Annotated in this window: 23 protein-coding genes and 1 riboswitch; of the genes, 6 read left to right on the top strand and 17 right to left on the bottom strand. The window is 39.4% G+C overall.

The window, feature by feature from the left end; all coding sequences use genetic code 11:
- Positions 1-275 precede the first annotated feature (275 nt).
- Positions 276-740: a GNAT family N-acetyltransferase gene (locus U9R83_RS10585; RefSeq protein WP_442956736.1), complete on the bottom strand. Its 465-nt coding sequence runs from the start codon at positions 738-740 to the stop codon at positions 276-278.
- 170 nt (positions 741-910) lie between these two features.
- Between U9R83_RS10585 and U9R83_RS10580 the strand changes: the two genes are divergently transcribed.
- Complete coding sequence (locus U9R83_RS10580) at positions 911-1,417, top strand: hypothetical protein (protein WP_014460295.1); 507 nt, start codon at positions 911-913, stop codon at positions 1,415-1,417.
- A gap of 95 nt (positions 1,418-1,512) precedes the next feature.
- Here U9R83_RS10580 and U9R83_RS10575 read toward each other — a convergent pair whose 3' ends face one another.
- Positions 1,513-3,012, bottom strand: a complete 1,500-nt coding sequence (locus U9R83_RS10575) for a UDP-N-acetylmuramoyl-L-alanyl-D-glutamate--2,6-diaminopimelate ligase (RefSeq protein WP_328575224.1) — start codon at positions 3,010-3,012, stop codon at positions 1,513-1,515.
- 463 nt (positions 3,013-3,475) lie between these two features.
- Here U9R83_RS10575 and U9R83_RS10570 point away from each other — a divergent pair, with 463 nt between their 5' ends.
- A complete protein-coding gene (locus tag U9R83_RS10570; protein WP_115653758.1) occupies positions 3,476-4,084 on the top strand; it encodes a DNA-3-methyladenine glycosylase in 609 nt (202 codons plus the stop codon).
- Between the two features lie 68 nt (positions 4,085-4,152).
- Here the strand turns inward: U9R83_RS10570 and U9R83_RS10565 are convergent, their stop codons facing one another.
- The 5 genes from U9R83_RS10565 to U9R83_RS10545 all read right to left on the bottom strand — a co-directional run bounded on the left by U9R83_RS10565 (position 4,153) and on the right by U9R83_RS10545 (position 9,044).
- The gene (locus tag U9R83_RS10565; RefSeq protein ID WP_013082974.1) at positions 4,153-5,121 is read right to left on the bottom strand and encodes a sugar phosphate isomerase/epimerase family protein; all 969 of its coding nucleotides are present in this window, start codon (positions 5,119-5,121) and stop codon (positions 4,153-4,155) included.
- A 1-nt stretch (position 5,122) separates the two neighbouring features.
- Positions 5,123-6,127 carry a Gfo/Idh/MocA family protein gene (locus tag U9R83_RS10560; RefSeq protein ID WP_115653757.1) on the bottom strand — a complete coding sequence of 335 codons (1,005 nt, stop codon included), beginning with the start codon at positions 6,125-6,127 and terminating at the stop codon, positions 5,123-5,125.
- Positions 6,128-6,139: 12 nt separating this feature from the next.
- Positions 6,140-7,165, bottom strand: a complete 1,026-nt coding sequence (locus U9R83_RS10555) for a Gfo/Idh/MocA family protein (protein ID WP_328575223.1) — start codon at positions 7,163-7,165, stop codon at positions 6,140-6,142.
- Positions 7,166-7,197: 32 nt separating this feature from the next.
- Positions 7,198-7,923 (bottom strand): ThuA domain-containing protein, encoded by a 726-nt coding sequence (locus U9R83_RS10550; RefSeq protein WP_042992142.1) that lies wholly within the window; start codon positions 7,921-7,923, stop codon positions 7,198-7,200.
- Positions 7,924-8,012: 89 nt separating this feature from the next.
- The gene (locus U9R83_RS10545) at positions 8,013-9,044 is read right to left on the bottom strand and encodes a LacI family DNA-binding transcriptional regulator (RefSeq protein ID WP_140450788.1); all 1,032 of its coding nucleotides are present in this window, start codon (positions 9,042-9,044) and stop codon (positions 8,013-8,015) included.
- 250 nt (positions 9,045-9,294) lie between these two features.
- Here U9R83_RS10545 and U9R83_RS10540 point away from each other — a divergent pair, with 250 nt between their 5' ends.
- Entirely contained in the window at positions 9,295-9,870 is a 576-nt protein-coding gene (locus tag U9R83_RS10540) for a cell wall hydrolase (protein ID WP_014460303.1), read from the top strand.
- A 27-nt stretch (positions 9,871-9,897) separates the two neighbouring features.
- On the opposite strand, the gene U9R83_RS10535 is transcribed toward U9R83_RS10540, so the two are convergent.
- The 3 genes from U9R83_RS10535 to U9R83_RS10525 all read right to left on the bottom strand — a co-directional run bounded on the left by U9R83_RS10535 (position 9,898) and on the right by U9R83_RS10525 (position 12,634).
- A complete protein-coding gene (locus U9R83_RS10535) occupies positions 9,898-11,232 on the bottom strand; it encodes a sodium-dependent transporter (protein ID WP_014460304.1) in 1,335 nt (444 codons plus the stop codon).
- Between the two features lie 170 nt (positions 11,233-11,402).
- On the bottom strand, positions 11,403-11,585 hold the full coding sequence (locus tag U9R83_RS10530; protein WP_014460305.1) for a hypothetical protein: 183 nt from the start codon (positions 11,583-11,585) through the stop codon (positions 11,403-11,405).
- A 302-nt stretch (positions 11,586-11,887) separates the two neighbouring features.
- Complete coding sequence (locus U9R83_RS10525) at positions 11,888-12,634, bottom strand: TspO/MBR family protein (protein WP_115653752.1); 747 nt, start codon at positions 12,632-12,634, stop codon at positions 11,888-11,890.
- Positions 12,635-12,863: 229 nt separating this feature from the next.
- Positions 12,864-12,962, top strand: a riboswitch (TPP riboswitch).
- 95 nt (positions 12,963-13,057) lie between these two features.
- Between U9R83_RS10525 and tenA the strand changes: the two genes are divergently transcribed.
- A complete protein-coding gene (gene tenA / locus U9R83_RS10520; protein WP_014460308.1) occupies positions 13,058-13,747 on the top strand; it encodes a thiaminase II in 690 nt (229 codons plus the stop codon).
- A gap of 28 nt (positions 13,748-13,775) precedes the next feature.
- Here tenA and U9R83_RS10515 read toward each other — a convergent pair whose 3' ends face one another.
- From U9R83_RS10515 to U9R83_RS10505, 3 genes are read right to left on the bottom strand one after another with little or no spacing between them, the layout of a single operon-like run.
- Positions 13,776-15,176 (bottom strand): aldehyde dehydrogenase, encoded by a 1,401-nt coding sequence (locus U9R83_RS10515; RefSeq protein WP_115653751.1) that lies wholly within the window; start codon positions 15,174-15,176, stop codon positions 13,776-13,778.
- 13 nt (positions 15,177-15,189) lie between these two features.
- Positions 15,190-15,492: an ArsR/SmtB family transcription factor gene (locus U9R83_RS10510; RefSeq protein WP_116738277.1), complete on the bottom strand. Its 303-nt coding sequence runs from the start codon at positions 15,490-15,492 to the stop codon at positions 15,190-15,192.
- Between the two features lie 12 nt (positions 15,493-15,504).
- Positions 15,505-16,284, bottom strand: coding sequence for an SDR family NAD(P)-dependent oxidoreductase (locus tag U9R83_RS10505; RefSeq protein ID WP_115653750.1), 780 nt, complete (start codon positions 16,282-16,284; stop codon positions 15,505-15,507).
- Positions 16,285-16,592: 308 nt separating this feature from the next.
- On the opposite strand from U9R83_RS10505, the gene U9R83_RS10500 reads away from it, so the two are divergent.
- Positions 16,593-17,825 carry a helix-turn-helix domain-containing protein gene (locus tag U9R83_RS10500; protein WP_328575222.1) on the top strand — a complete coding sequence of 411 codons (1,233 nt, stop codon included), beginning with the start codon at positions 16,593-16,595 and terminating at the stop codon, positions 17,823-17,825.
- Between the two features lie 74 nt (positions 17,826-17,899).
- Here the strand turns inward: U9R83_RS10500 and U9R83_RS10495 are convergent, their stop codons facing one another.
- Positions 17,900-19,387 carry an FAD-dependent oxidoreductase gene (locus tag U9R83_RS10495; RefSeq protein WP_328575221.1) on the bottom strand — a complete coding sequence of 496 codons (1,488 nt, stop codon included), beginning with the start codon at positions 19,385-19,387 and terminating at the stop codon, positions 17,900-17,902.
- 116 nt (positions 19,388-19,503) lie between these two features.
- Positions 19,504-20,094 carry a superoxide dismutase family protein gene (locus U9R83_RS10490; RefSeq protein WP_115653748.1) on the bottom strand — a complete coding sequence of 197 codons (591 nt, stop codon included), beginning with the start codon at positions 20,092-20,094 and terminating at the stop codon, positions 19,504-19,506.
- A 172-nt stretch (positions 20,095-20,266) separates the two neighbouring features.
- Here U9R83_RS10490 and U9R83_RS10485 point away from each other — a divergent pair, with 172 nt between their 5' ends.
- Entirely contained in the window at positions 20,267-20,446 is a 180-nt protein-coding gene (locus U9R83_RS10485) for a hypothetical protein (RefSeq protein ID WP_182420652.1), read from the top strand.
- A gap of 65 nt (positions 20,447-20,511) precedes the next feature.
- Here U9R83_RS10485 and U9R83_RS10480 read toward each other — a convergent pair whose 3' ends face one another.
- Together U9R83_RS10480 and U9R83_RS10475 are read right to left on the bottom strand one after the other, a co-directional pair.
- On the bottom strand, positions 20,512-20,997 hold the full coding sequence (locus U9R83_RS10480; protein WP_014460317.1) for a YusW family protein: 486 nt from the start codon (positions 20,995-20,997) through the stop codon (positions 20,512-20,514).
- 116 nt (positions 20,998-21,113) lie between these two features.
- Positions 21,114-22,496 carry an aspartate kinase gene (locus U9R83_RS10475; RefSeq protein ID WP_028413529.1) on the bottom strand — a complete coding sequence of 461 codons (1,383 nt, stop codon included), beginning with the start codon at positions 22,494-22,496 and terminating at the stop codon, positions 21,114-21,116.
- Positions 22,497-22,570 lie beyond the last annotated feature (74 nt).

Here is a 22,570-nt window from a genome sequence, read left to right as displayed (position 1 = left end):
CGTTTTGTATTATCTGTCACCTATACTACATAGGAAAAACCCTTTTGTCTAGTGAGAAAACCTAGTTTATACCTTTTTATATGAATCGTGACAAAATAAAAAACAAAGAGATTGTGACTTAACGAAATGAATCCAATCTAAAGACGAACAAATGGGATACATGAAACCTACCACCATTACCATGAAAAAATCCGAACGAGTTTGATTCTCCATCAAGAATCTCAATTCCTCGTTCGGATTTTCCTTCAACGAAACTACTTTTGCCCCAGCCTTGTTTAATCATTCAATTTCTTTGTCATAAATACACTGTATGGATCTTCTTTGTAGGTGGAAAACGGTTCGCACTCGTAAAATCCAAAACTGGCGTATAGCTTTCTAGCCGGTTCAAAAGCGGGTGCGGATCCTGTTTCTAAGCTTAAGCGTCGGTACCCTCGTTTTTGTGCTTCATTTATTATGTACTGCAGCAGCTCTCTAGCAATTCCTTTCCGCAAATGAGCCGTGGCTGTTCGCATCGATTTAATTTCTCCGTGATGCTCATCTAGCTCTTTTATAGCCCCGCATCCTGCTAGCTGACTGCCTTCCCACACGCTCCAAAACGTAATGTCCTGTTGTTTTAAGCTTTCAATATCTAGAGCATGAATACTTTCAGGCGGCGAATGTAAGTTCATTCCTTGAAGGTGTGAACTTACTAATTCAATAACTTCATTGTTCGTTAAGTGATCTCTTTTTATTTTAATCATCTTCTCTTCCTTCCTCTTACTAAGGGGTAGTCAACTACAAACCGACTAGTGAATAGATTCACTGTCGACCTTCAAAAATCCTTTTATATCCTCTCTTCTTTTTCTCCATTCATTAAAACCGACTTTGCCAAGCAGGTATTTCATACATTGTTAAACGGAGGTGAAATTCGTTGAAGAAAGTTTTATTTTGTCTTGTCCCTCTTTTGTTTTTATTATCAGCCTGCTTTAGTGACCCTGTTCAAGATGATTTAATCGACTATAACAATCAAGAGTTAAAAAAAGCCGCTCAGCTTGAAAAAGAAGCGATTGACGCATACGATTCTGTTACAGGCGCTAACTACACAAGTGACGCTGTTATGTATGATACGATGACGAGTGAGGTTATTCCTACCTATCGTAAATTTGTTGACGAACTAGAAAATATCGAGGTGGAAACCGACGAGCTTCGAAAGGTTCATGAAGGCTATATAAAAGCTGCCAATACCCAGTACAATGCTTTCATTAAAATTGTCAGCGCTTTAGAAAAGCAGGATCGCAACCTTATTGCTGAGGCAAACGCTATGCTTGATGAAGCACGAAAAGGCATACGCGATTATAATGCAGCTATTAAAAAGCTGGCTAAAGAACATGACGTAAAAATTGATGAACCAAAAACACAGCGAGAAAACAGCCTATAGTTTTAATGCAAAAAAAGAAGGTCTCTAAAAATAGTAAGAGACCTTCTTTCGTATGGTGTTTCACTTTTTCTACGTTCAATAAATAAAGATGAGTGTTAAGAAATATTGCTTAAAGACGCATAATAAGAGGCAATAATTTCTTCGTCTGAATGCGGAATTTCCTTTCCTTTTACAAGCTGAGCGCCGTTAATACAGCCGCTTGTAAGTAAAATAATATCATTCGGCTTTCCTAAAGAAAGCGACTTTAATACTCCTTCCGTTCGAGTAGGGGCGCGGTGAATATTGCTTGCGCTCGGATTCGAAAAACCTGTCATCACTTGATCTACGATTATATTCGGATCATGATGACCTGGATGATCAACCGTTACGATAATTTCATCAGCTTTTCCTTCAATGGTGCGCGCCATTTTAGACATTTTGTTAAAATCTCGAATGCCGATCCCTGCAATCATGACAATCAGCTGGTTGTACTCCATTTTTTTTACTTCTTCGACCAAACGAGTAAGAGCAACAGGCGTATGGGCATAGTCTAAGATCACTTTTTGGTTATTTGGACCTTCTATCACTTGAAAGCGCCCTTCTGGACTTTCCAATTGAGGAAGCACGCTAATAATATCTTCAATGTGGTATTCAAAGTGAAGGGCTGTACCGACGGCTGCTAACACGTTGGCAATGTTGTAATCGCCATATACAGGCACTGCTACTTTGTATGACTGTCCTTTATAAAGTAAATCAAAGAAAGAGCCTCCTTCTTTGACAATAATGTTTTTTGCTTGCAGAGTTGCTTCCGCATTATTTAATAAACTATACGTGACTTTAGGTCCTTCAAATACCCTGCTTAAGTCTTTACCCATGTCCTGATCATCTATATTAATAACGGCATGTTTGGCCTGTTGAAATAATTTCATCTTGCATTTTTTATAGTGCTCAAACGTTTTATGATACTCTAAATGCTCTTCCGATAAGTTTGTGTGAATGGCTACATCAAAATAAATATTTTCTACTCGCTGCTGATCAATCGCAATTGAAGATACTTCCATCACTGCCGCTTCATCGCCTCTTGTATACAAATCATAAAAAATTTTATGCAAGTCTACCGATTCCGGCGTTGTAGGCGTACTTTTTTTATAAACTAACTTTTGCTTTGATGACCAAATGCCGGTCGTTCCAATCGACCCTGTCGGCAATTTTAAAAGAGTTAAAAGCGACCTTACGTAAGCTGCTACGGTTGTTTTACCATTTGTACCTGTAACGCCAATTGTCTCAATTTTTTCATCTGTATAATCAAAATACATTTTAGAAAAAGATGCCATTACTTTACGGACGTCGTCAACAGCTAAAAACGTACAGTGAGCATACTGAGTGCTTAAAAGACGAAGCTGCTCAACGCTTGTCCCAAATACTGCTACCGCTCCTCTAGATATAGCTTCTTTAATATATTGATGTCCATCTTCATTTTCACCTTTTATACTAAAAAATACGGATCCGTCGTGAACTTGCTTTGAATGATATGTGAGATGGGTGATTGTTTGAGATGCAGGCCCAAAAATATGTTTAATTGATAAGTCTGTTAATGTATCAAAGTGGATGTTCATAGCTATTCCTCACAGTATATAAATTTTATTTTTAATATGTTCTAAAATCCCTTAAATACTCTTTGAAGGATATTTTTTCTTTATCTCCATTTATAAAGAACTTTCTACAATTCAATCTTTTTATTTTGCTTTCATGTGTAGAACGAAAATAAAGAAAAGACGGATCACTATTTTTTAAAACTAAAAGCATGTAAAATATGGATGAAATGTGTATATCATACCAACAGCAAAAGCAAAGTATTGTAGTAAAATATTCCCCCTACACGCGCAAAACGAAACCTTTCTTTAAAATAAAATGATTTCATAGAGTAAGTTGAATCATGATAAATACTTGAAAAGGGGGGAAGAAAGATTACTTGTATTAACCAGTCCCTCCCTTTGCAAAATCATAAAGAAAACATCATAATAAAAGATGCGCATAACAGCGTGAACAACTCTGCTTTGAAAGGATGGACTACAGCAAATGACGCGTTCTCTTTTAGCGATTGAACCACTTCCTCTTTCCGTTTATCAACAGCCTACGCTTGAACTAGCTCAGTCGCTGTTAGGGTGTCTTCTTATTCATGAAACGCCAGAAGGAACTGCATCTGGTTTTATTGTAGAAACCGAGGCTTATAAAGGACCTTTCGACCGAGCAGCTCATAGCTTTAACAACCGGCGCACAAAAAGAACAGAGGTAATGTTCGGTCCTCCTGGTCATGCCTATACCCATACAATGCATACACATTGTTTACTCAATGTTGTAAGCAGCGATATCGATTGTCCAGAAGGCGTCCTCATTCGAGCTATTGAGCCATTTAGCGGAAAAGATTTGATGAAAACTAGACGTCGAGGGATGGAAAATGAAATAAATTGGACAAACGGTCCTGGGAAACTAACAAAAGCACTAGGGGTTTCAATGGATTTGTACGGCCATGATTTAACCACCCCTCCTCTTTATATTGCTCGTGGCTTCACTCCTTCAGCAATTTCCGCCGGACCTCGCGTTGGCATTGATAATTCTGGTGAAGCGAAGGATTACCCTTGGCGCTTTTGGGTTACCAATCACCCGTTTGTATCGAAATTTAGGTGAACAGAAAGCAAATAATTTATCAACGAAAATAAAAGAAGCAACTCTTTTTTAGAGATGCTTCTTTTTACTTACGCCCACCACATTTGTGAGGGAGTTTCTTCAATTAATACACTTTGTAAGTTTGTAACCGCGCGTTTAAACCCTTCTTCAATCGACATGATTGGATCTTCGTGTTCAATGCTCACTACATAATCGTATCCGTATGTGCGAAGTGCACTCATCATATCAGACCACTCTTTTACATCATGTCCGCACCCTACGGATCTAAACGTCCATGCACGCGTTTGGACTTCTCCGTATGGCTGCATATCCGTCAGTCCATACATGTTAATATTATCTTGGTCCAAGTACGTATCCTTTGCATGGAAATGATGAATCGCATTTTCTTTTGCTAAAATTTTAATAGCTCCTACCGGATCAATTCCTTGCCACCATAAATGACTTGGATCAAGGTTAGCACCAATCGCTGGACTTGTTTTTTCGCGAAGCTTTAGGAGCGTATACGGAGTATGAACTAGAAATCCACCGTGAAGTTCTAAACCAATTTTTACATTATGCTCCTCTGCTAGTTCTCCAATTTCTTTCCAATAAGGAACAAGCTTATTTTCCCACTGCCAATTCAATACGTCTCCATACTCGTTAGGCCAAGGAGTAACAGGCCAGTTTGGGTACTTCGCTTCTTCGTGATCTCCTGCTGTTCCAGAAAAGCAGTTAACCACTGGAACATCAACTAATGATGCTAGTTGGATGGTCTTGCGAAGCGTTTCGTCAGATTCTTTTGCAAAACTTGCCTCAGGTGAAATAGGATTGCCGTGGCAGCTAAATGCGCTGATTGTAAGTCCGCGGTCTTTTATCTGCTTCATATATGCTTCTCTTTTTTCTTCATCTTCAAGCAGCTCATCTAGCGGACAATGGCTGTTTCCCGGATAGCCGCCCGTTCCGATTTCAACAGCATGAAGACCTGCTGCTTTTACTTTATCTAACATCTCTTCAAAAGAAAGATCCGCAAATAAGACCGTGAATACTCCAAGTTTCATTTTAATTTCCCCCTGTGCGATATATTTCATCAATAATAGCTGAGACTTGAAGCGCTTCTTGTGGCTTTACCACTAATTCAGCATTTCCTTTACACGCTTCAACGAAATTTTTAGCCTGACTCAGGCTGTAATCATCTTCTCCATCTATCCAAGGTGATGTACTATTCAGGAGCATACCGTTTTTAGATGTGTATAGTTCAAACGGAAACACGCTTAAACCGCCCTCTACCCCTGATATGCTTACGTGTTCTTCATCATCTTCGATATTAGCAGCCCAAGAAGTTTCTAAAAGAAGCGACGCTCCATTTTCAAATTTAATATAGGCCGTTACATGATCATCCACGCTGAATGTTTCATGGTCAAATGCTCCCCATTGATTTAATTGGTTAGGCGTTTTACTCAGATCATTATATGTACTCCCCAATACTTCAGTATGCTTTGGGTTTCCCATTAGCCAAAGCGTTAAATCAAGCAAATGGCAGCCGTAATCAATTAAGCTGCCTCCCCCTTGAAGATCTTTGTTCGTAAATACCCCCCAACCGGGAACCTTTCGACGACGCATTGCTCTGACACGTGCAACTAATGGGCGCCCTACCTCTGTCATCATTTTTTTCGCAGCCTGCGCTTCTTTCATGAATCGGTAATGATACGCAATCGCTAATTGCTTACCTGATTCTCTAGCAGCAGCAAGCATTTCTTCACCTTGCTCTTTAGACATCGCCATTGGCTTTTCACATAGGACGTGAACGCCTGCTTTTAGCGCTTCTACTGCAAACTCGGCGTGAAATTTATTCGGTGTACAAATACATACAGCATCCACTTCTTTAAACATATCTTTGTAATCAACAAATACGTGAGGGATATTATGCTCATTGGCTACCTCTGTGGCTCTTTCACTATTAATATCGCTAAGCCCCCAAATCACACATTCATCACCCAGTTGTTTGAATGCCGGGATATGCCTGCTTACAGCAATCCCTCCTGCTCCGATTATGCCAATTCTCACGTTTTTCACCTCTTACACGCGCGTAATTTGTTTCGTTTGACTTGATTTTAAAGCTGCTAAAATAACAGCAAGTGATTTGAATCCTTCTTCACCAGGAACAGGAGATTCTTTGTCTTCTGCAACTGCATCTACAAATTGTTCAATGACGTGAGAATTACTTTGTCCGCCTTCATCGTTCGACTGGATCTTTCCTAATTCATAGTTCACCACTTCACCCGTTGCATATTGGGCAACTAATGAATACGTCGGATCGTCCTCTAAACGAAGAATCCCTTTCTCTCCGTAAACAATCGTGGAGTTATCTTCTTTTCCATTGTAAGCCCAGCTTGCCGCAAGCGTCCCGATAATCCCGCTTTCCGTTTTTAATACACACACAGCGTTGTCGTCTACATTTGCAAAGTCTTTTGCATTGCTTTCCACAAATGCACCGACTTCTACAATTTCTTCGCTCAATATGTAGCGAAGCATATCGGTTTTATGAACGCCTAAATCTCCCATAGCACCAATAAACGCTTCGTCTTTTTTGAAGAACCAGCTTTCTTTTCCGTCCACGCTCCAGCCTTCAGGACCACCGTGGCCAAAAGCCGTACGGAAACTATAAATTTTACCGATTTCTCCTTTTTCAATAAGTTCACGAGCTTTTTGATGAGAAGCTACAAAGCGCTGATTATGTCCGATCATTAGTTTTTTACCGTTTGTTTTTGCTGCTTCAATCATTGCTTTCGCTTCTTCTTCTGATGTTGCCATCGGCTTTTCACACAGGACATGAACTCCGCTGTTTAACGCTGCAACCGAAATAGGCGCATGAAGATAGTTGGGCGTACATACGCTCACTGCTTCCACTGTACCGCTTGCTAAAAGCTCTTCATAGTTTGTGTAAGCTTTTACACCGTACTGCTGCGCTACGCTGTTTGCACGTTCTGTGTTTATATCGCAAACGGCTACTAATTCTACTTGTTCATTCGTCTTATATTCTGGTAAGTGACGGTGTTGCGCAATGCTTCCGCACCCAATAACGCCAATTTTTACTTTTGCCATCTTTCCTATCCCCTTTGCTTAAGCATGATTAATTAGTTTTTAACAGCGATTGATTCAAGCGGTTGCGCATTGCCGTAAACAGGACGTTTTCTCTCTGCTGGCTTCGCCCATTTAATAGCATTCATAATGACACGCTGAATGTCTTTGTTATGGTATGTTGGATATGTTTCATGGCCAGGTCTGAAATAAAATACTTTTCCGTTTCCACGTTTGTACGTGCAGCCGCTTCTGAAAATTTCTCCGCCTTCAAACCAGCTCGTGAAAATCAGTTCATCAGGTGCTGGAATATCAAAGTGCTCTCCATACATTTCTTCGCGCTCAAGCTCGATAAATTCACCAATACCTTCGACAATCGGATGGCTCGGTTCTACTACCCACAAGCGCTCTTTTTCATCTGCTTCACGCCATTTTAAGTCGCAGCTTGTGCCCATTAACTCTTTAAAAATTTTAGAAAAGTGACCTGAGTGTAAGACAATAAGCCCCATACCGTCTAGCACCCGCTGCTTTACTTTCTCAACGATGTCGTCTTTTACTTCGTCATGTGCTAAATGACCCCACCATACTAAAACATCCGTTTGATTTAATACTTCTTCAGTCAACCCGTGTTCTACTTCGTCTAATGTGGCGGTGTGCGTACGAAACCCTCCTTCTTCTAAAAAAGAAGCGATGGCACCGTGAATGCCTTCAGCGTAAATTTCTCTTACAACCGGATTTTTCTGTTCATGACGATTTTCATTCCATACTGTAACATTAATCATTTTCATATCCCCTTTTTTTGTGAATGCTAACTTATATCCCCTTTTTTTATAAATGCTAAACTTTGGTTAACCGGTTAACTTACTGTGGTTCACCCGCGCTTAGCAGTCGAATCTCGAATAACAAGTTCAACCGATAATTTTACATGCTGCAGCGTGTTGAAACGGTGTTCAATTGCTTGAATAACAGACGTTGCGGCTACCACTCCTTTGTTAAATACATCTTGACGAATGGTTGTTAGACTTGGAGATGCATAGCTGCTAAACGTGATGTCGTCAAACCCTACAATTGAATAGTCTTGCGGAATTCTTTTCCCTTTTTCTTGTAGCGCTTTCATAATTCCAAGCGCCAGCGTATCAGAGGATGCAAAAACCGCCTGAATATCCTTATGATCTTGCAGCAGTTTGTTTCCTAAATTGTATCCGTTATCAAATGAGCTTTCGTTCACTTCAAAAACAAATGCCCTGGACGGTGTAATGCCCGCTTCTTTTAATGCTTTCTCGTAGCCTATATACCGCTTCTTATCAACTGGACTATTGACGAGATGGTGCGCGACAAAAGCAATTTTTTGGTGCCCAAAATTCACTAAATGTTTTGTAGCGAGATATCCTCCATACTCATCGTCTACCGAAATATGATGATAGTCACGTTCGTACTTTTCATATGTATCTACTAACACAATCGGATTCGATAACGCTTTCATTTTTTCATATAATCGATGCGGGAAGGCTCCTAAAAACAGAAGACCATCAATATTTCTCGTCCGAATCCATTTTAAGCAATCAGCTGGGCTACTCACTCCGGATATGACTAGATCATAACCATGCTTACGTATTACATATTCAATTCCACTAATCATTTCGCTGTAATAATGGTTATCTTTAAATATAGTAGAAAGTGAATCGTCCGTAAGTGGAAACATAACGCCAATCATATTAGACTTTTGCTTTGAAAGACTAACGGCGGTTAAATTTGGTTCGTAGTTTAATTCTTTTACCGCTGTTAAAATTCGCTCTTTTGTTTCATCGGATACTTTGTTAATTCCGTTTAAGACGTAAGATACTGAAGCTGCAGACACCCCTGCATGCTTTGCTACATCACGAATCGTTATCTTTTCTCCCATAAAATCTCTCCAGTTAAACGGTTAACTATTTACTCGTTCATTATAATTCACTCCTTTATTATCAGTCAACGTATTTTTCAAATTATCTGTTAACTATTATAATATCTTCCTAGATTGGTATGTTTTAAGCAGTGACAAGATGTATTGACACCTGTTAATCTTTGAAACGTACATATAAAGTTCGGTGCACAGCACGTACCGATCCATGATAAAAGGGGCGTTCAAAAGGATTTCAGGAGGTACTTACTTTATGTTTAAGAAACTAGCAATTATCGGAGCACTAGCAATTCCTATGTTTGGCATGAATCACGGGGCAAATGCCGCTGAAACAACTCATCGCGTAAAATCCGGAGAGACTCTTTACAAGATTGGCGCTGAATACGGGGTTACGGTTAAACAGTTAAAAGAAGCGAATCACAAATCTACCGACTCTATTAATGCAAATGAAACATTAACAATCCCTAACTCTATTAGCGAAAGTGATAAAGATCTGTTAGCTCGCCTTGTACAAGCTGAAGCAAAAGGCGAACCTTACGCTGGCAAAGTGGCTGTAGCAACAGTCGTCTTAAACCGCGTAGATAGCGATTCTTTCCCAGACTCTATCCACGATGTCATTTACCAGGGTACGCAGTTTACACCTGTACAAAACGGTGAAATTAATAAAGCAGCCGATGCTGAAGCGAAGAAAGCTGTAAATGAAGCTCTAGCTTTTAGAGGTCAAGGAAAAGGTTCGTTATTCTTCTTTAATCCAGATAAAACAAGTGATCAGTGGCTTCGCCAAAAACAGGTTACGATCACGATCGGAAATCACGTTTTTGCAAAATAAAAAAAAGCACTCAGATGAGTGCTTTTTTTAATATGCAACAAGTAAGCTTAATAGAACAGCTATAATAATAATAGGTAATACGTATTTAACTAGAAAGAACCATGCGTTGAATAATTTAGCGCCTTTTGTACTTCCTGAAATAAACTCTTCATACACGGCTTCTTTTTTCATTTTAAATGTCACAAAAATCGCAATGGCTAAACTTCCAAGAGGCAGCATTAAGTTGCTCACAAAAAAGTCAGCTACGTCAAATATACTTCTGCCAAAAAGTGAGACATGTTTTAGTACACCAAACGAAAGCGCTGATGGGATACCTACTACGAACACAAGAATCCCTGATAAAGAAGCGTAGCGAGTTCGTTTTGTCTGATCGTCTTTGGTTAAAGCAGCTACGATAATTTCCAGCAGTGAAAAAGCAGACGTAAGCGTAGCAAATAGGAATAAAATTAAAAACAGTGCTAAAAAGACGGTGCCAAACGGCATTTTCTCAAATACTGTTGGCAAGACCACAAACAAAAGTCCAGGTCCTTCAGTTGGCTTTAATCCGAACGAAAAAACAGCTGGAAAAATAGCCAAGCCCGCCAGCAGCGAAACAAACAAGTTTAAAATAGCAATGGTGCCTGCAGAACGCGTCAAGCTTACTTTTTTCCCTAAATAAGAGCTATATGTCACCATGCAGGATAATCCCACGCAAAGCGAGAAAAACGACTGACCGAGCGCATAGAGAATAGATGACCCTGTAATGGCTGAAAAATCCGGTTTTAAAAAGAACTTTACTCCGTCCATAGCTCCGTCCAATGTTAAAGAGCGCACAACAATAATGATAAAACAGATAAATAACAGCGGCATCATATATTTATTAGCACGCTCTATTCCTTTTTGTACGCCTTTTGAAATAACAAACACTGTAATTAATAAAAACAGCGCCTGTGCACCTAATACTACATAAGGTTGACTAATGACAGCATTAAATAGCGGACCATACTCTTTTCCGCTTAGCATGCCGGTTACGCTCATAATCGTATATAAAATCACCCAGCCGCCAACGACGCTGTAAAAGGAAAGCAATACGACACAGCTGACTACTCCCAGCCTGCCAATCCATACCCAAGCGGACTTCGGGGCAATTGCCTTATAAGCACTAATTGCTTCTTTTCCCGTATGTCTTCCAATGATAAATTCTGCCAGCAGAAGCGGCAATCCAATAAAAATTGTAAATAAAATAAACAACGCAAAAAATGCTCCACCGCCACTGGTTCCCGTTACGTATGGAAATTTCCATATCGCTCCTAGACCAATTGCTGCCCCAGCAGATGCTAAAATAAAACCGAGGCGTGAAGACCACTGATTTCCTTTACTCATATAATGTTACTCTCTCCTCTTCTAAACTCAAAACTCACCTGATTAGTACTGTACCATAAATGCAGAAGAAAATCATTCCCGTTTTACTTTTTTGTATAAAATGATATTTATATAAAAAAATGAAGAAGCAGCGGCTTCTTCATTTTAGGTTCGATCTTTTTATTCAACAATTATTCTCTGTACGATGATTCATCTCCACGGTAGGCTTCCTGATTTGATATTTCTTCAATATGCATATGCCCTTCTCTTTCTAACCGAAGAACCGTACGCTCTGCATCTTCATAACTCTCGCACGTCACTTGTTTATACTCCATAGTATCTTTATCTGTGTAAGCGACTATATATGTTTCCATTTTAACTCCTCCTATATAACCTATATGTAACGTATGTTGCCTTTTTCATTTATTTCTAAACATATAGGCTCCAAACCAAGAGCCTAGCATACTATAATAACGGGACTTCAATTTAAAAAAGTTGAATTTTTCATTACGCACCGATGCAACATGGAGGTTACACTTATGACATTTATTTTATCATTCATACCAATTGTTGTTCCTTTTGGTATTTTAATTAGCTTAATTGCTTTTACAGCTGCTTTTTTACAATCAAAAGAGCATCATAAAAAGCTCTAGCTTATATAGGCTAGAGCTTCTTTTTACAAACGTCTATAGCGCTTAATCAATCCTACAATAATAGCAATTGCTAATAAAACAACTGAAATAATGACCGTGATTACAATGGACTGATTTCCACTTTGTTTTACCGCAATGGCAATATAAGCCCAAACAAAAACAAGCGGATAAACAGCGTCTCGGTTTTTTAATGTGAATGTAATGCCAAGCACGGCCCCTACTAGCAGCATAATAATCGTCCAGGCTAACTCGTTTAAGCCAAGCAAATGTTCTATTCCATTCGCTTGAAATACGACAAACACATTAACAATAGTCGCAACGGAAATCCAGCCAAGATAAAGGGAAATCGGCAGACGCATGAACCATGTTGTCATCCGAGAATGCTGAATGATGGAATACACAACCATTAATGTACCCAAAATAAAGAACATAACTAAAAGTGATAACTTATAGTAATCGTTTTGGAAAATAAAAATCCATGCACTGTTCAACAAACAGTTTAGGAAAAACCAAATGCCTATACGTGCGTATATCTCCTTTTGATCTTCTCTTGCAAAAAATTGACGTATAACCCAAATGGTTAATAATAAATAAATAACGCCCCAGATAGCAAAGGCATAACCGGCTGGTGTAAACAACGTAGGAACTTGTGCAGAAGCCTCTGCCGTTGTTTTTCCTCCTATTGGAATAGCATTTGCTAAATAATTCACAAGTAGTGTAATAGCCAAACCTACTACATTTAATACGGCATACAAACGAAATTTTGCCATTTTATTCTCTCCTTTCTTCTATTTATAGGGGGAAATGTTTTGGAGACCAAAACGGCTCTTCCCTTCATTAATACCTCTTCTCCCCTAAAAATATGCATTTTTACACAAAAATGATTAAAAACAGCTTAAAGAAGCTGCCTCTTTAAGGGATAAAAAACAGTTTGCTTCCAAGTTTTAATATCACTTTTCATTTTTCAGAATATATGGTAAGTTAAACATAGATTAACAGGAAGTCCACTAGGGGTGCCCATCGGCTGAGACAAGTTTTCTTGATCCCTTTGAACCTGATCTGGCTCATACCAGCGTAGGAAAGTGGCAATGTTCAGTTTCTTACTGTCCTTTGCCACTCCGCTTATAAACGGAGTGTTTTTTATTTCCTTTATGTGCTTGTTTGTGACTTCCTCATATTAAAGGAGGATTTTGATGTCATTTTCATCTCAATTAAGACAAGAAGCAAACTATATTTACGAAGCAATTTTTAACCATCCTTTTATTAAAGGAATTGCTGAAGGAAACGTGCCAAAAGAAGCGCTTATTCACTACGTTTCTCAAGACTATGAATACTTAACAGCATTTGTCCGCATTTACGGCGCTGCTTTAACAAAATGCCGCACGCGCACCGAAATGGAAGCCTTTAATGCCGGCATTTCTACGGTGTTACATAGTGAAGTTCACCCTCACAATAATTTTTGTGAAGTAGCAGGCGTACGCTATGAAGACCTTCACACTGAGACGCTTTCACCGACGGCTAGTCACTACATCAATCATATGATGAGCGTTGCGCATACAGGCAGCTTAGCGGAAATCATTGCCGTGCTCCTTCCATGTCCGTGGACGTACGTTGAAATTGGCCAGCGCATTACAGAGCAAGTAAATCCATCTCCTTCTCATCCTTTTTATGAATGGATTCAGTTTTATAATAATGAAGAAATGAATGGCACAACACAATGGTTTTGTAACAAGCTTGATGAACTTGCAGAGCAAGCCACTGAAGAAGAACGTAACCGTATGAAAGATCACTTTATCAAAAGCTGTGAACTCGAGTATTTATTTTGGGAAATGGCATATACCCAAGAAAAATGGCCGCTTTCTCAGCTTTCACTTTCAAAATAACAAAAAAGCCTCCTATCAGGAGGCTCTTTTATTTCAATAATTTTTTGATCATTTTCAAGCTTTGTTTTTCCGAAGGATAGCGGAATGACAAATCAAACTTGGTTGTTTGAGACAGCATGCTTTTAAAATGAGAAAATGTCCGGAAGCTGTCTTCTCCATGATATTGACCCGTACCGCTCTCTCCTACTCCGCCAAAGGGTAAATACGGCGTAGCGATATGCATAAGCGTATCATTTATACAGCCTCCTCCAAATGAAAGACGCTCCGTTATGACGTTTTGCACATCTTCACTTTCTGTAAATAAGTAAAGAGCTAACGGCTTAGCTTTTTCTTGGACTTTGTGAACGACTTCGTCTAGCGTTTCGTATTCAATTAAAGGAAGAATTGGTCCAAAGATTTCTTCTTGCATAACGTCCGAATTCCAGCTCACTTCACTTAACACCGTAGGCTCTATTGTTAACCTGTCCTTCTGATATCCGCCTCCAACTATAGCATTTCCGTCTTTTAAAAACTCAACTAGCCGAGTAAAATGGCGCTCACTGACAATACGGCCGTAGCGGTCGCTTTCAAGTGGATTACTACCGTAAAATTGATAAATTGCTTCGCGAAGTTTCTCTACCAGCTGCGCTTTCACTTTTTTATGCACGAGCAAATAATCAGGAGCAACACACGTTTGGCCTGCATTCATTCCTTTGCCAAACATAATCCGTTTCGCTGCAAGATCTAGGTTTGCATCTTCATGTACAATGCACGGACTTTTCCCGCCTAGCTCAAGCGTGACTGGAATAAGCTGCTTCCCTGCTTCTTGCATAATAATTTTCCCTACATTTACACTTCCCGTAAAGAAAATATAATCAAGGGGCTGTTTTAAAAGCAGGCTTGTCGTGTCTACAGCGCCTTCAATCACCGTCACAAATGCTGGATCAAAAGCCTCAGCTAGTAATTCTTGTATAACGCGAGATACGCTAGGCGTTAATTCAGAAGGCTTGATAATCGCCGTGTTTCCAGCGGCAATCGCTCCTACTAAAGGAGACAGCGCTAATTGAAACGGATAGTTCCACGGGGCAATAATTAACGCGACTCCATACGGTTCAGGAACAATTTTCCCTTTAGAGCCCACATGTGTTAAAGCGGTTTTTACTTTTTTAGGCTTCATCCATTTTGCTAAATGCTTAAGCGTAAATCGAATTTCCTCTAGTAAAATTCCAATTTCTGACGTGTACGCCTCTACTTCAGATTTATTCAAGTCTTGTTTTAACGCATCCATAATTCTCTGCTCGTTTTGTTTGACTACGTCTCTGAGCTTATTCAGCGCTTGAATGCGGCTGCTGATGCTCTTTGTCTTTTGCGCATAGAAATATTGCTTTTGTGTGGAGACAATATGCTCAATGACCGTTTCATCTGTGATATAGAATTGCTCGTGTTTCATCTCTTTCATCTCCCTATAAACATTCGGCTTCAACTGTAGCAAGCAAGCTTTTTAATAGCTCAACTGCCTCGTTTAAAGCTAATGAATAATATCTCTGCGTCCCTTTTTGCTCAATTTTTACAAGCTTTTGATCGCGTAGAATTTTTAAATGATGAGAAATTGCCGGTCGTGATAAAGTAGACTCGTTTGCAATCTCATTAACGGTTAAAGGCTCTTTTTCGGCGAGCAGCAAAATAATGTCTTGTCTTGCTGAATCACTTAGGGCCTGAAAGACAGGAATGCTGGCACGAAATAACTCGACTGCTTTTTCACTCATACATAATCTCCTTTATTTAATTTCTTGTGTTCTGCGCACAACGGAGGAAAGCCATTTTCTTGGCACGAAGCGCGGGATGAACGTGGCAAGGCGAAACTGTACTCCTGGTACAATAACCGTCTGCCCTTTCATAAATTTTTTATAGCCCACTTTAACAACTGTTTCTACATCCATTGCACCGCTTTGAAAAAGCTTGGAGTTGCTTAGCTGGGCTCGGTCGCTAAAACCAGTTTTAGTTGGACCTGGGCATAGAGCACTTACCGTTACATTGGTACCTTTTAATTCATTTTCAAGGGCCTCTGTGAAAGATAACACGTACGCTTTTGTTGCGTAATATACCGTCATAAGCGGACCCGGCATAAATGCAGCAACAGATGCAATGTTTAAAATTTTTCCGCGGTTTCTTTTGACCATATCGGGTAAAAATAATTTTGTTAAATGAGTTAATGCTCGAATATTTAAATCAATCATGTTTAACTCTTCATCTAAAGCTGTTTCAATAAATTTGCCGTATAGTCCAAAACCAGCATTGTTCACTAAATAATCAACGTGCATTTTTTTATTTTTAAGTTCTTCATATAATGACTGTATCTCTTCTTCTCTTGATAAATCCTTAACAACCGTTACCACTTCAATATTATAAGTAGATTTTAAATTCTCTCCAAGCGCTGTTAGTTTATCAGCGCTTCTGGCAACTAAAATTACAGGATGTCCATCCTTTGCGAATTGATAAGCTAACTCTTTACCTATTCCTCCGGACGCACCGGTGATGAGCGCATAATGCTGTGACATAATATTCACTCCTTATGTTTATATGTTCAAGAACTTAAACATTTAAACTTATCTTATAGGATTCATTTTTTCCCGTCAACTGTTTTCTATACTCTCTTGATCTTCTCTATTTTTAATTTTTTCCATTAGCGGATTTCTGTACATTTTTTTACAAAATATGCGCTTTCTTTACATAGAAGGCTAATGTCGTCTAGTTTTGACAACCTTTGTCACCTAGCAGGAAAACAAGTGAAGATATGGTGAATACAACATACAACAAATAATCCATTACATAGTTGGATGAAAATAGATAAGGGAGGAAATGAAAAATGATGGAGACATATACAATTAAAAAAGTAAGTGATCAATTAGAGGTAGAAAAGAAAACGCTAAAACAATGGGAAAAATTATTGGGCAGCTATTTAACAATTGAACGAGTAGATGGGGCCCGTGTCTATACAGAGGAACAAATTGAATTATTTAATGATATTAAACAGCTGTTTGATGAACAATGTACGTTAGATGAAGTCAAAGAATACGTTCAGCTGCTGATAAAGGAACAAGAAGAACAGGAGCATTTAGTGATGGAGTCAGAGGCAGCGGTTTCAAAAGAAGATGGACCGGCACAGCTAAAAACAGCTAAAAAAGAAAACGTCATTGATTTTCAAGAACACTCCAATAAACAAGTAAAGCAAGAAAAGAAGAAAACTGCCGACAAGCAGGAAAACATTCCAAAAAATAAGCAAGAAAAGATCCCCCCTATACCTGAAGCGCGATTAGCTACCGAAGAAGAAAAGCAGACCATTTCTGCTTCTATTGAAGAGCCAAAACCAAATGACCTTGTCGTGAATGAAAAAGAACTGCTTCAAGGGGAATTAGTAGAAGCTGTTCGCCGCTATGAAGATGTGTTTGAGGTACTTGATACATTTAAAGCTGATTTGTTAAAAGAAATGCGAGAGGGTATGCGAAATGAAGTTCGCGAAGAAATTGTCGGAGAAGTAAAAAGAGAGCTTGAAAAAAGTGCTACCCAAACTGTAGAAATGGTGGAGTCGGTCGGGGCATACATCTCTGAGTCTTCAGAACGCAGCGCAAGAGATGTAGAAAATATGTCTAAAAAAATTATCCGTTCTAACGAAAAATCGTTTGATGAAGTCACTTCTTTGATTGAAGATTATTCAACAATCGCTGAAGAGAAAACCGAGGATATGCGCCTGTTCATGAAAGATGTGATGGAGAATGCGGATGAATCCTCTAAAGAAATGCAGTATTTACTAGACCGATTCTCAAGCAACTCCACTGTTGCGATGAATCAAGTAAAATTTATGGTTGAAAAATTAAACAATTCTTCAACTAATACGACAGAAGAGCTTCGTGATTTAATTGATTCAATGAATGAGGAACGAGTCTATTATTTAAAAGAAATGGAGAAAGAACGTAAGCTTCATCGTCAAAGCGTAGCTGAACGCGAAGAGATGTTTAGTGATTTTGTCCAAACCTTTAGACAAACCGCCGCTGCTGATATGAAGCGAAAACGGAAGTGGTGGAAGCTGTTTCTCTCCTAAAAACACCGGCCCTATGGTAATAGGGCCGGTGTTTTTTAATAGTATGAACAATAGTAGTTTGTATGTAAGAAATGTTAAGGTAGCGTGTGGCGATGAGACGTTATACTTTGAAAAACATGATAGCCGCTTACCGATACGCCTATAGTTCCTGCTCCTGGAAACACTGTATCTCCGCATAACCACAGTCCTTGTAAGCCAGATCGATGCGAAATGCTGTTGAACAAGGCATGATCTAACGTTTGCGGAAAGCCTCCCACTCCGCCGTTTGGGCGAGAAGTGAACCTTTCCCATGCTTTAGGAGCTCCCGAAATTTGATGCTCTGCTTTTTCAATGCTAGGAATAATGGTTTTAATGCCTGCTACCATTTTTTCCTCAAGAACTTTTTTTTGAAGGTCATAGGCTTCTTTGTTACTCCACTTACTAAGATCAATGTGAGTGGACGCTGTAATTGTACGCTTGCCTTCAGGCGCTCGAAAACGATCATCAGGATGAGACACGGAGATAAATAAATGATTTCCTTCCGTCATTTCTCCTTGTTCGGACTGAAGTACTTGCTGAAACAACTCTACCTTTTGCAGCAGATCTCTTTCATCAATCGCAAAATACATCGAAAACGTTCCCCACTGCGGAAGCTCGCTTTTTTCTTTTGCCCGCTTATGAATATGTTGGTAATCTTCATCATGTAATAAAGACTTTAAGCTTTGAACCGGTGCGTTGCATACAACGTCTGATGCACGGTAACGGTTACCTCTATGATCATGCACGATCCAGCCGTCATTATCACGCTCTACCTTTACTACTTTCCTTCCTAGAGTCGTTTTTCCTCCGCTGGCTTTAATCGATTTTTGCAGCGCTTCTGCGACTTTGTATAAGCCACCTTTTACATAAAAAGCACCTTCGTGATAAATATCCAACGCTAAACATCCAATAAGCATTGAACAGTTCTCACTCGTTGTCTGCATGCTGTCTATTAATTGACCATCAACAAAATGAAGAAAGTCCGCTTCGTCTAGCAAGCTGTGTTTTTTTAGTAAATAACTAAACGATTGATGAAAATAAGGCAACAGCTTCATAGAACCAAAATTAAACGAACTTGCCAGCCTGCTCCACTCACCGACTGTCAGAGGAGGAAGAACCGGCAGAGACTGCATAAGCTTGCGAATTTCTTTTGCCATTCTAAACACATTTTCATAAAAGCTCTTAATATTCTTCGCTTTATGAGGAAATTGTTTTTGAAGATAGGAAATATGCTCATAACGGTCTTGGTAATAAATCAGTGTACGATGGGGAAGATGAACTTTCATGATTTTCTCAAGAGGAATCTTTTCAATTTCTAGACCAAGGTACGTGCCGATTCGCTCATGTATCCCTCCGCGCTCAAATCCCATTCCAAGCGTCGCCCCAACAGGAAACGTATACAAATGGCGCTGAAATTTCCCTGCACAGCCTCCCCATTCTCGAGAAGCTTCTAAAATCGTCACTTCATAGTCATGTTTAGCTAAAAGCGCTCCCGCTGTTAACCCACCTATTCCTCCGCCTATTACGACAACTTGCTTATCCATGTTTTCACCTTCTTTAGCTCTTTCTTCTATTGTGCAAAAAAAAGAAGCTCACGGCAATTTAGAAGCGGCTCGTTACTGAAATAAAAAAGCCGTGAATGATCTCACAGCTTTTTGGCTTATTTTGTAATCACTCCACAAACAATCCGATCTCCTGAGTTTCCTGAAGGATCCGTTGTGTAATCGTCGACTTTATCATGTATCACTAATGCCGATCCATCCATATCCAAAAGAGAATTCGGCTTTCCTTCTTGCAGCGTGACAAGAGAAGCAAAAATTTCTGTATCTACTTTGCCATTTGGAGCAACTTCTAGATTGGGCAAATCGCCTGCATGCGGGCCTTTTGTATTTTTATAGCCGTGTTCACGTTTAAAAGGATTAAAATGGGCACCCGCTGTTTTAAAATCTGGCACCTCACATTTTCCTATTTCATGAATATGAAATCCATGTCTTCCCGGTGAAAGACCTTGAGCAGTTAATTTAATGTGCACGCCGTTCTTTGCTTCTGACAGGGTAGCCTCTCCTACTTTTTTGCCTGACGTATTTGTTAAATCCACTTTAATAGGTTCTACCGATACTTCGCTTGTTTCTTTCGCTTCCTCTGTTTTCAGGTGATTTTCATGAGCGTTATTTTGCTCTTTTACCATGCTGCATGCTGCTAGCAATAACAGAATAAAAACGACGCATCCGTTCATTATCAACTTTTGCATCCGTGATTCCTCCTTTTGCTTATTTATCACCATCCTTTCACTATTTTCCTTTTTTTAGACATAAAAAAAGAGGATGGGACAAAAGTATTTTAGTCGAAGGAAAATCTGAACAAGTTGAATTTTTCACGGTGATGATGAACGTAGGTTTCATCTAGACAGGTGCTTCTAGCTGTTGATTGGAGAGCAAGACGAAGACTCCTGGGAGAAAAGCGGCATAGATGAGACCCCGCAGGAGCATAAGCGACGAGGAGGCTCATCGGCCGCCCGCGGAAAGCGAAGTCTTGCACGGAATTCAACAGCGGTGTCACAAGCTATTCATACTAGCTTATTGATCCTCTTTTTTCGCCTTTAGATTTGGTTGATGTAGTTATGTCTCAACCTCACCCGTTTTTCCACTTTTTTCTTCGCTTTAACGTCTTACTTTTGTTTAAAGTTGTATTCTTTTTCCGTTCCATTTGAAAAACGAACTTCTAATTCAAACGACTGAAAATCTTTTTTTAGACCAAACGCATCGATGACTTCTTTTTTTACATCTTCATCGGGGGTGCGCTGATCAAAATTTAACTTTTTAAATTTTGAAGATAATTTATTAAAAGCTTTGTCTCCGTTCAAGTGCTCATCGTTAATATTATCATCCACTTTGGCTTCTATCTCATCATTTTCGTTTTCATAGTCGGCTTCATAATCATTATTAAGTCCCTTGTAGTCCACTTCTAAATCAAATTTTGAAAAGTTAAAAGACGTGTTTTCACTTTGATTATCATAGCTCATCGGCGTTCCGCCATTCGTCACGCCTTGTTTATTTTGAGCTTCTCTCGCCGGTGCCGCATCATCATTGTGGCAAGCTGAAAGTACGCTCATACCTATAAGGGAAAAGAATATGAAAAAGGGTCTTTTCTTCACTGTATTTCCTCCTTTGACTTCACTCTTCCTTCCCTTTATGTCCACAAATTTGATTTTTATACGCCTTCACTAGAAAACCCCGCTCTCTAAAAAGAAAGCGGGGTTTTTCGTCTTGTTTATTTTACATTAGAATAAGAAATACTGTACATGCTGTTAAAATACGTATTGTAAAGAGCTTGAACAGCACGGTCTAAAGCGTCTGCTTTCACACCAAACATCATGCTTACCTCAGAAGAACCTTGGTTAATCATTTCAAGATTCACTTCAGCACGAGCAAAAGCTTCTGTAGCTTTTGCAGCAATTCCTACTGTGCTATTCATGCCTTCTCCTACTACCATAACCATAGCAAGATCACGTTCAATAAAGATTTCATCTACTTCAAGTTCCTTTTCAATTCGAGCAAATACGCGTTTTTCCACATCTGGCGTAAGCTGATGCTCGCGCATGATGACAGAGATATTATCAATTCCTGAAGGGGTATGTTCGTATGAAATACCTTCATCTTCTAAAATTTCAAGCAATCTTCTGCCAAAACCAATTTCACGGTTTAATAAGTATTTGCTCACATGAATGTTGCAAAAACCTTTGTCCCCAGCGATTCCGACCACCGGCGTATCGCCGTGAGGACGCTCAGCTACAATAAATGTACCCTTTGCTTCAGGATTATTTGTATTCTTTACACATACAGGAATGCCTAGTTTATAAACCGGCTCTAGCGCTTCATCATGGAAGACAGAAAAACCTGCATAGGATAGTTCACGCATTTCTCTGTATGTGACTTCTTTCATTTCATGAGGCTTTTCCACAAGTCTTGGATCTACGCTATAAATAGCATCTACGTCCGTAAAGTTTTCATACAAATCAGCTTTTACTCCCGCTGCTACAATTGAGCCTGTGATATCTGAACCACCGCGCGAGAACGTAACCATGTTCCCTTCTTCAGAGTAGCCAAAGAATCCTGGAATCACCAAAATGCCCGAACGCTCTCTTAGCTGTGGCAGTTTTTCATAAGACAGTGGAAGCACTCTTGCTCTTCCGGGTTCATCAGAAACAAAAATACCTGCTTCTTTTGGATTTACATAATGAGCTTCAAACCCTAAATGGTTTAAATAAGCAGCCATTACCTTTGCGTTATTATCTTCTCCGCTTGCTTTTAGACAGTCTAATAAGCGAAACGGATCGTTTTTATGTAAATCAATAAGTGATTGTAAATTCGCAATAATATCAGTAATAATCGTTTCTGGCATAGACAAGTCAACCACAATTTCACGATAGCGATCGATTACTTGCCCAAACTCATCGACGTAATCTTCTCCAAGCTGTATTTTGGCAGAAAGTGCGATTAGCAAATCTGTCATTTTTGTATCTTCTCCGTATCGCTTACCCGGAGCTGATACAACTACCAGCTTTCTCTCTTTATCAGACGTTACAATATGCGCAACCTGTTTAAATTTCTCTGCGCTTGCAACTGAACTCCCGCCAAACTTCGCAACCTTCATGTTTGAGACACTTCCTTACTTTGTTTTTAATATTCGATTATTGTACCATATTTTATCAAGCAGAAAAGCTTATC

The sequence above is a fragment of the Priestia sp. LL-8 genome (assembly GCF_036227845.1).
Classification (GTDB): Bacteria; Bacillota; Bacilli; order Bacillales; family Bacillaceae_H; genus Priestia; species Priestia zanthoxyli.
The sequence above is the reverse complement of the archived record's forward strand: the minus strand, read 5'-3'. Positions and strand labels throughout refer to the sequence as shown.

Excerpts from the sequence above, each read along its gene's own strand:
- U9R83_RS10585 (WP_442956736.1), bottom strand. The coding sequence starts at position 740 with ATGATTAAAATAAAAAGAGATCACTTAACGAACAATGAAGTTATTGAA.
- U9R83_RS10575 (WP_328575224.1), bottom strand. The coding sequence starts at position 3,012 with ATGAACATCCACTTTGATACATTAACAGACTTATCAATTAAACATATT.
- U9R83_RS10570 (WP_115653758.1), top strand. The coding sequence starts at position 3,476 with ATGACGCGTTCTCTTTTAGCGATTGAACCACTTCCTCTTTCCGTTTAT.
- U9R83_RS10565 (WP_013082974.1), bottom strand. The coding sequence starts at position 5,121 with ATGAAACTTGGAGTATTCACGGTCTTATTTGCGGATCTTTCTTTTGAA.
- U9R83_RS10555 (WP_328575223.1), bottom strand. The coding sequence starts at position 7,165 with ATGGCAAAAGTAAAAATTGGCGTTATTGGGTGCGGAAGCATTGCGCAA.
- U9R83_RS10550 (WP_042992142.1), bottom strand. The coding sequence starts at position 7,923 with ATGATTAATGTTACAGTATGGAATGAAAATCGTCATGAACAGAAAAAT.
- U9R83_RS10545 (WP_140450788.1), bottom strand. The coding sequence starts at position 9,044 with ATGGGAGAAAAGATAACGATTCGTGATGTAGCAAAGCATGCAGGGGTG.
- U9R83_RS10540 (WP_014460303.1), top strand. The coding sequence starts at position 9,295 with ATGTTTAAGAAACTAGCAATTATCGGAGCACTAGCAATTCCTATGTTT.
- U9R83_RS10535 (WP_014460304.1), bottom strand. The coding sequence starts at position 11,232 with ATGAGTAAAGGAAATCAGTGGTCTTCACGCCTCGGTTTTATTTTAGCA.
- U9R83_RS10530 (WP_014460305.1), bottom strand. The coding sequence starts at position 11,585 with ATGGAAACATATATAGTCGCTTACACAGATAAAGATACTATGGAGTAT.
- U9R83_RS10525 (WP_115653752.1), bottom strand. The coding sequence starts at position 12,634 with ATGGCAAAATTTCGTTTGTATGCCGTATTAAATGTAGTAGGTTTGGCT.
- tenA (WP_014460308.1), top strand. The coding sequence starts at position 13,058 with ATGTCATTTTCATCTCAATTAAGACAAGAAGCAAACTATATTTACGAA.
- U9R83_RS10515 (WP_115653751.1), bottom strand. The coding sequence starts at position 15,176 with ATGAAACACGAGCAATTCTATATCACAGATGAAACGGTCATTGAGCAT.
- U9R83_RS10510 (WP_116738277.1), bottom strand. The coding sequence starts at position 15,492 with ATGAGTGAAAAAGCAGTCGAGTTATTTCGTGCCAGCATTCCTGTCTTT.
- U9R83_RS10505 (WP_115653750.1), bottom strand. The coding sequence starts at position 16,284 with ATGTCACAGCATTATGCGCTCATCACCGGTGCGTCCGGAGGAATAGGT.
- U9R83_RS10500 (WP_328575222.1), top strand. The coding sequence starts at position 16,593 with ATGATGGAGACATATACAATTAAAAAAGTAAGTGATCAATTAGAGGTA.
- U9R83_RS10495 (WP_328575221.1), bottom strand. The coding sequence starts at position 19,387 with ATGGATAAGCAAGTTGTCGTAATAGGCGGAGGAATAGGTGGGTTAACA.
- U9R83_RS10490 (WP_115653748.1), bottom strand. The coding sequence starts at position 20,094 with ATGCAAAAGTTGATAATGAACGGATGCGTCGTTTTTATTCTGTTATTG.
- U9R83_RS10475 (WP_028413529.1), bottom strand. The coding sequence starts at position 22,496 with ATGAAGGTTGCGAAGTTTGGCGGGAGTTCAGTTGCAAGCGCAGAGAAA.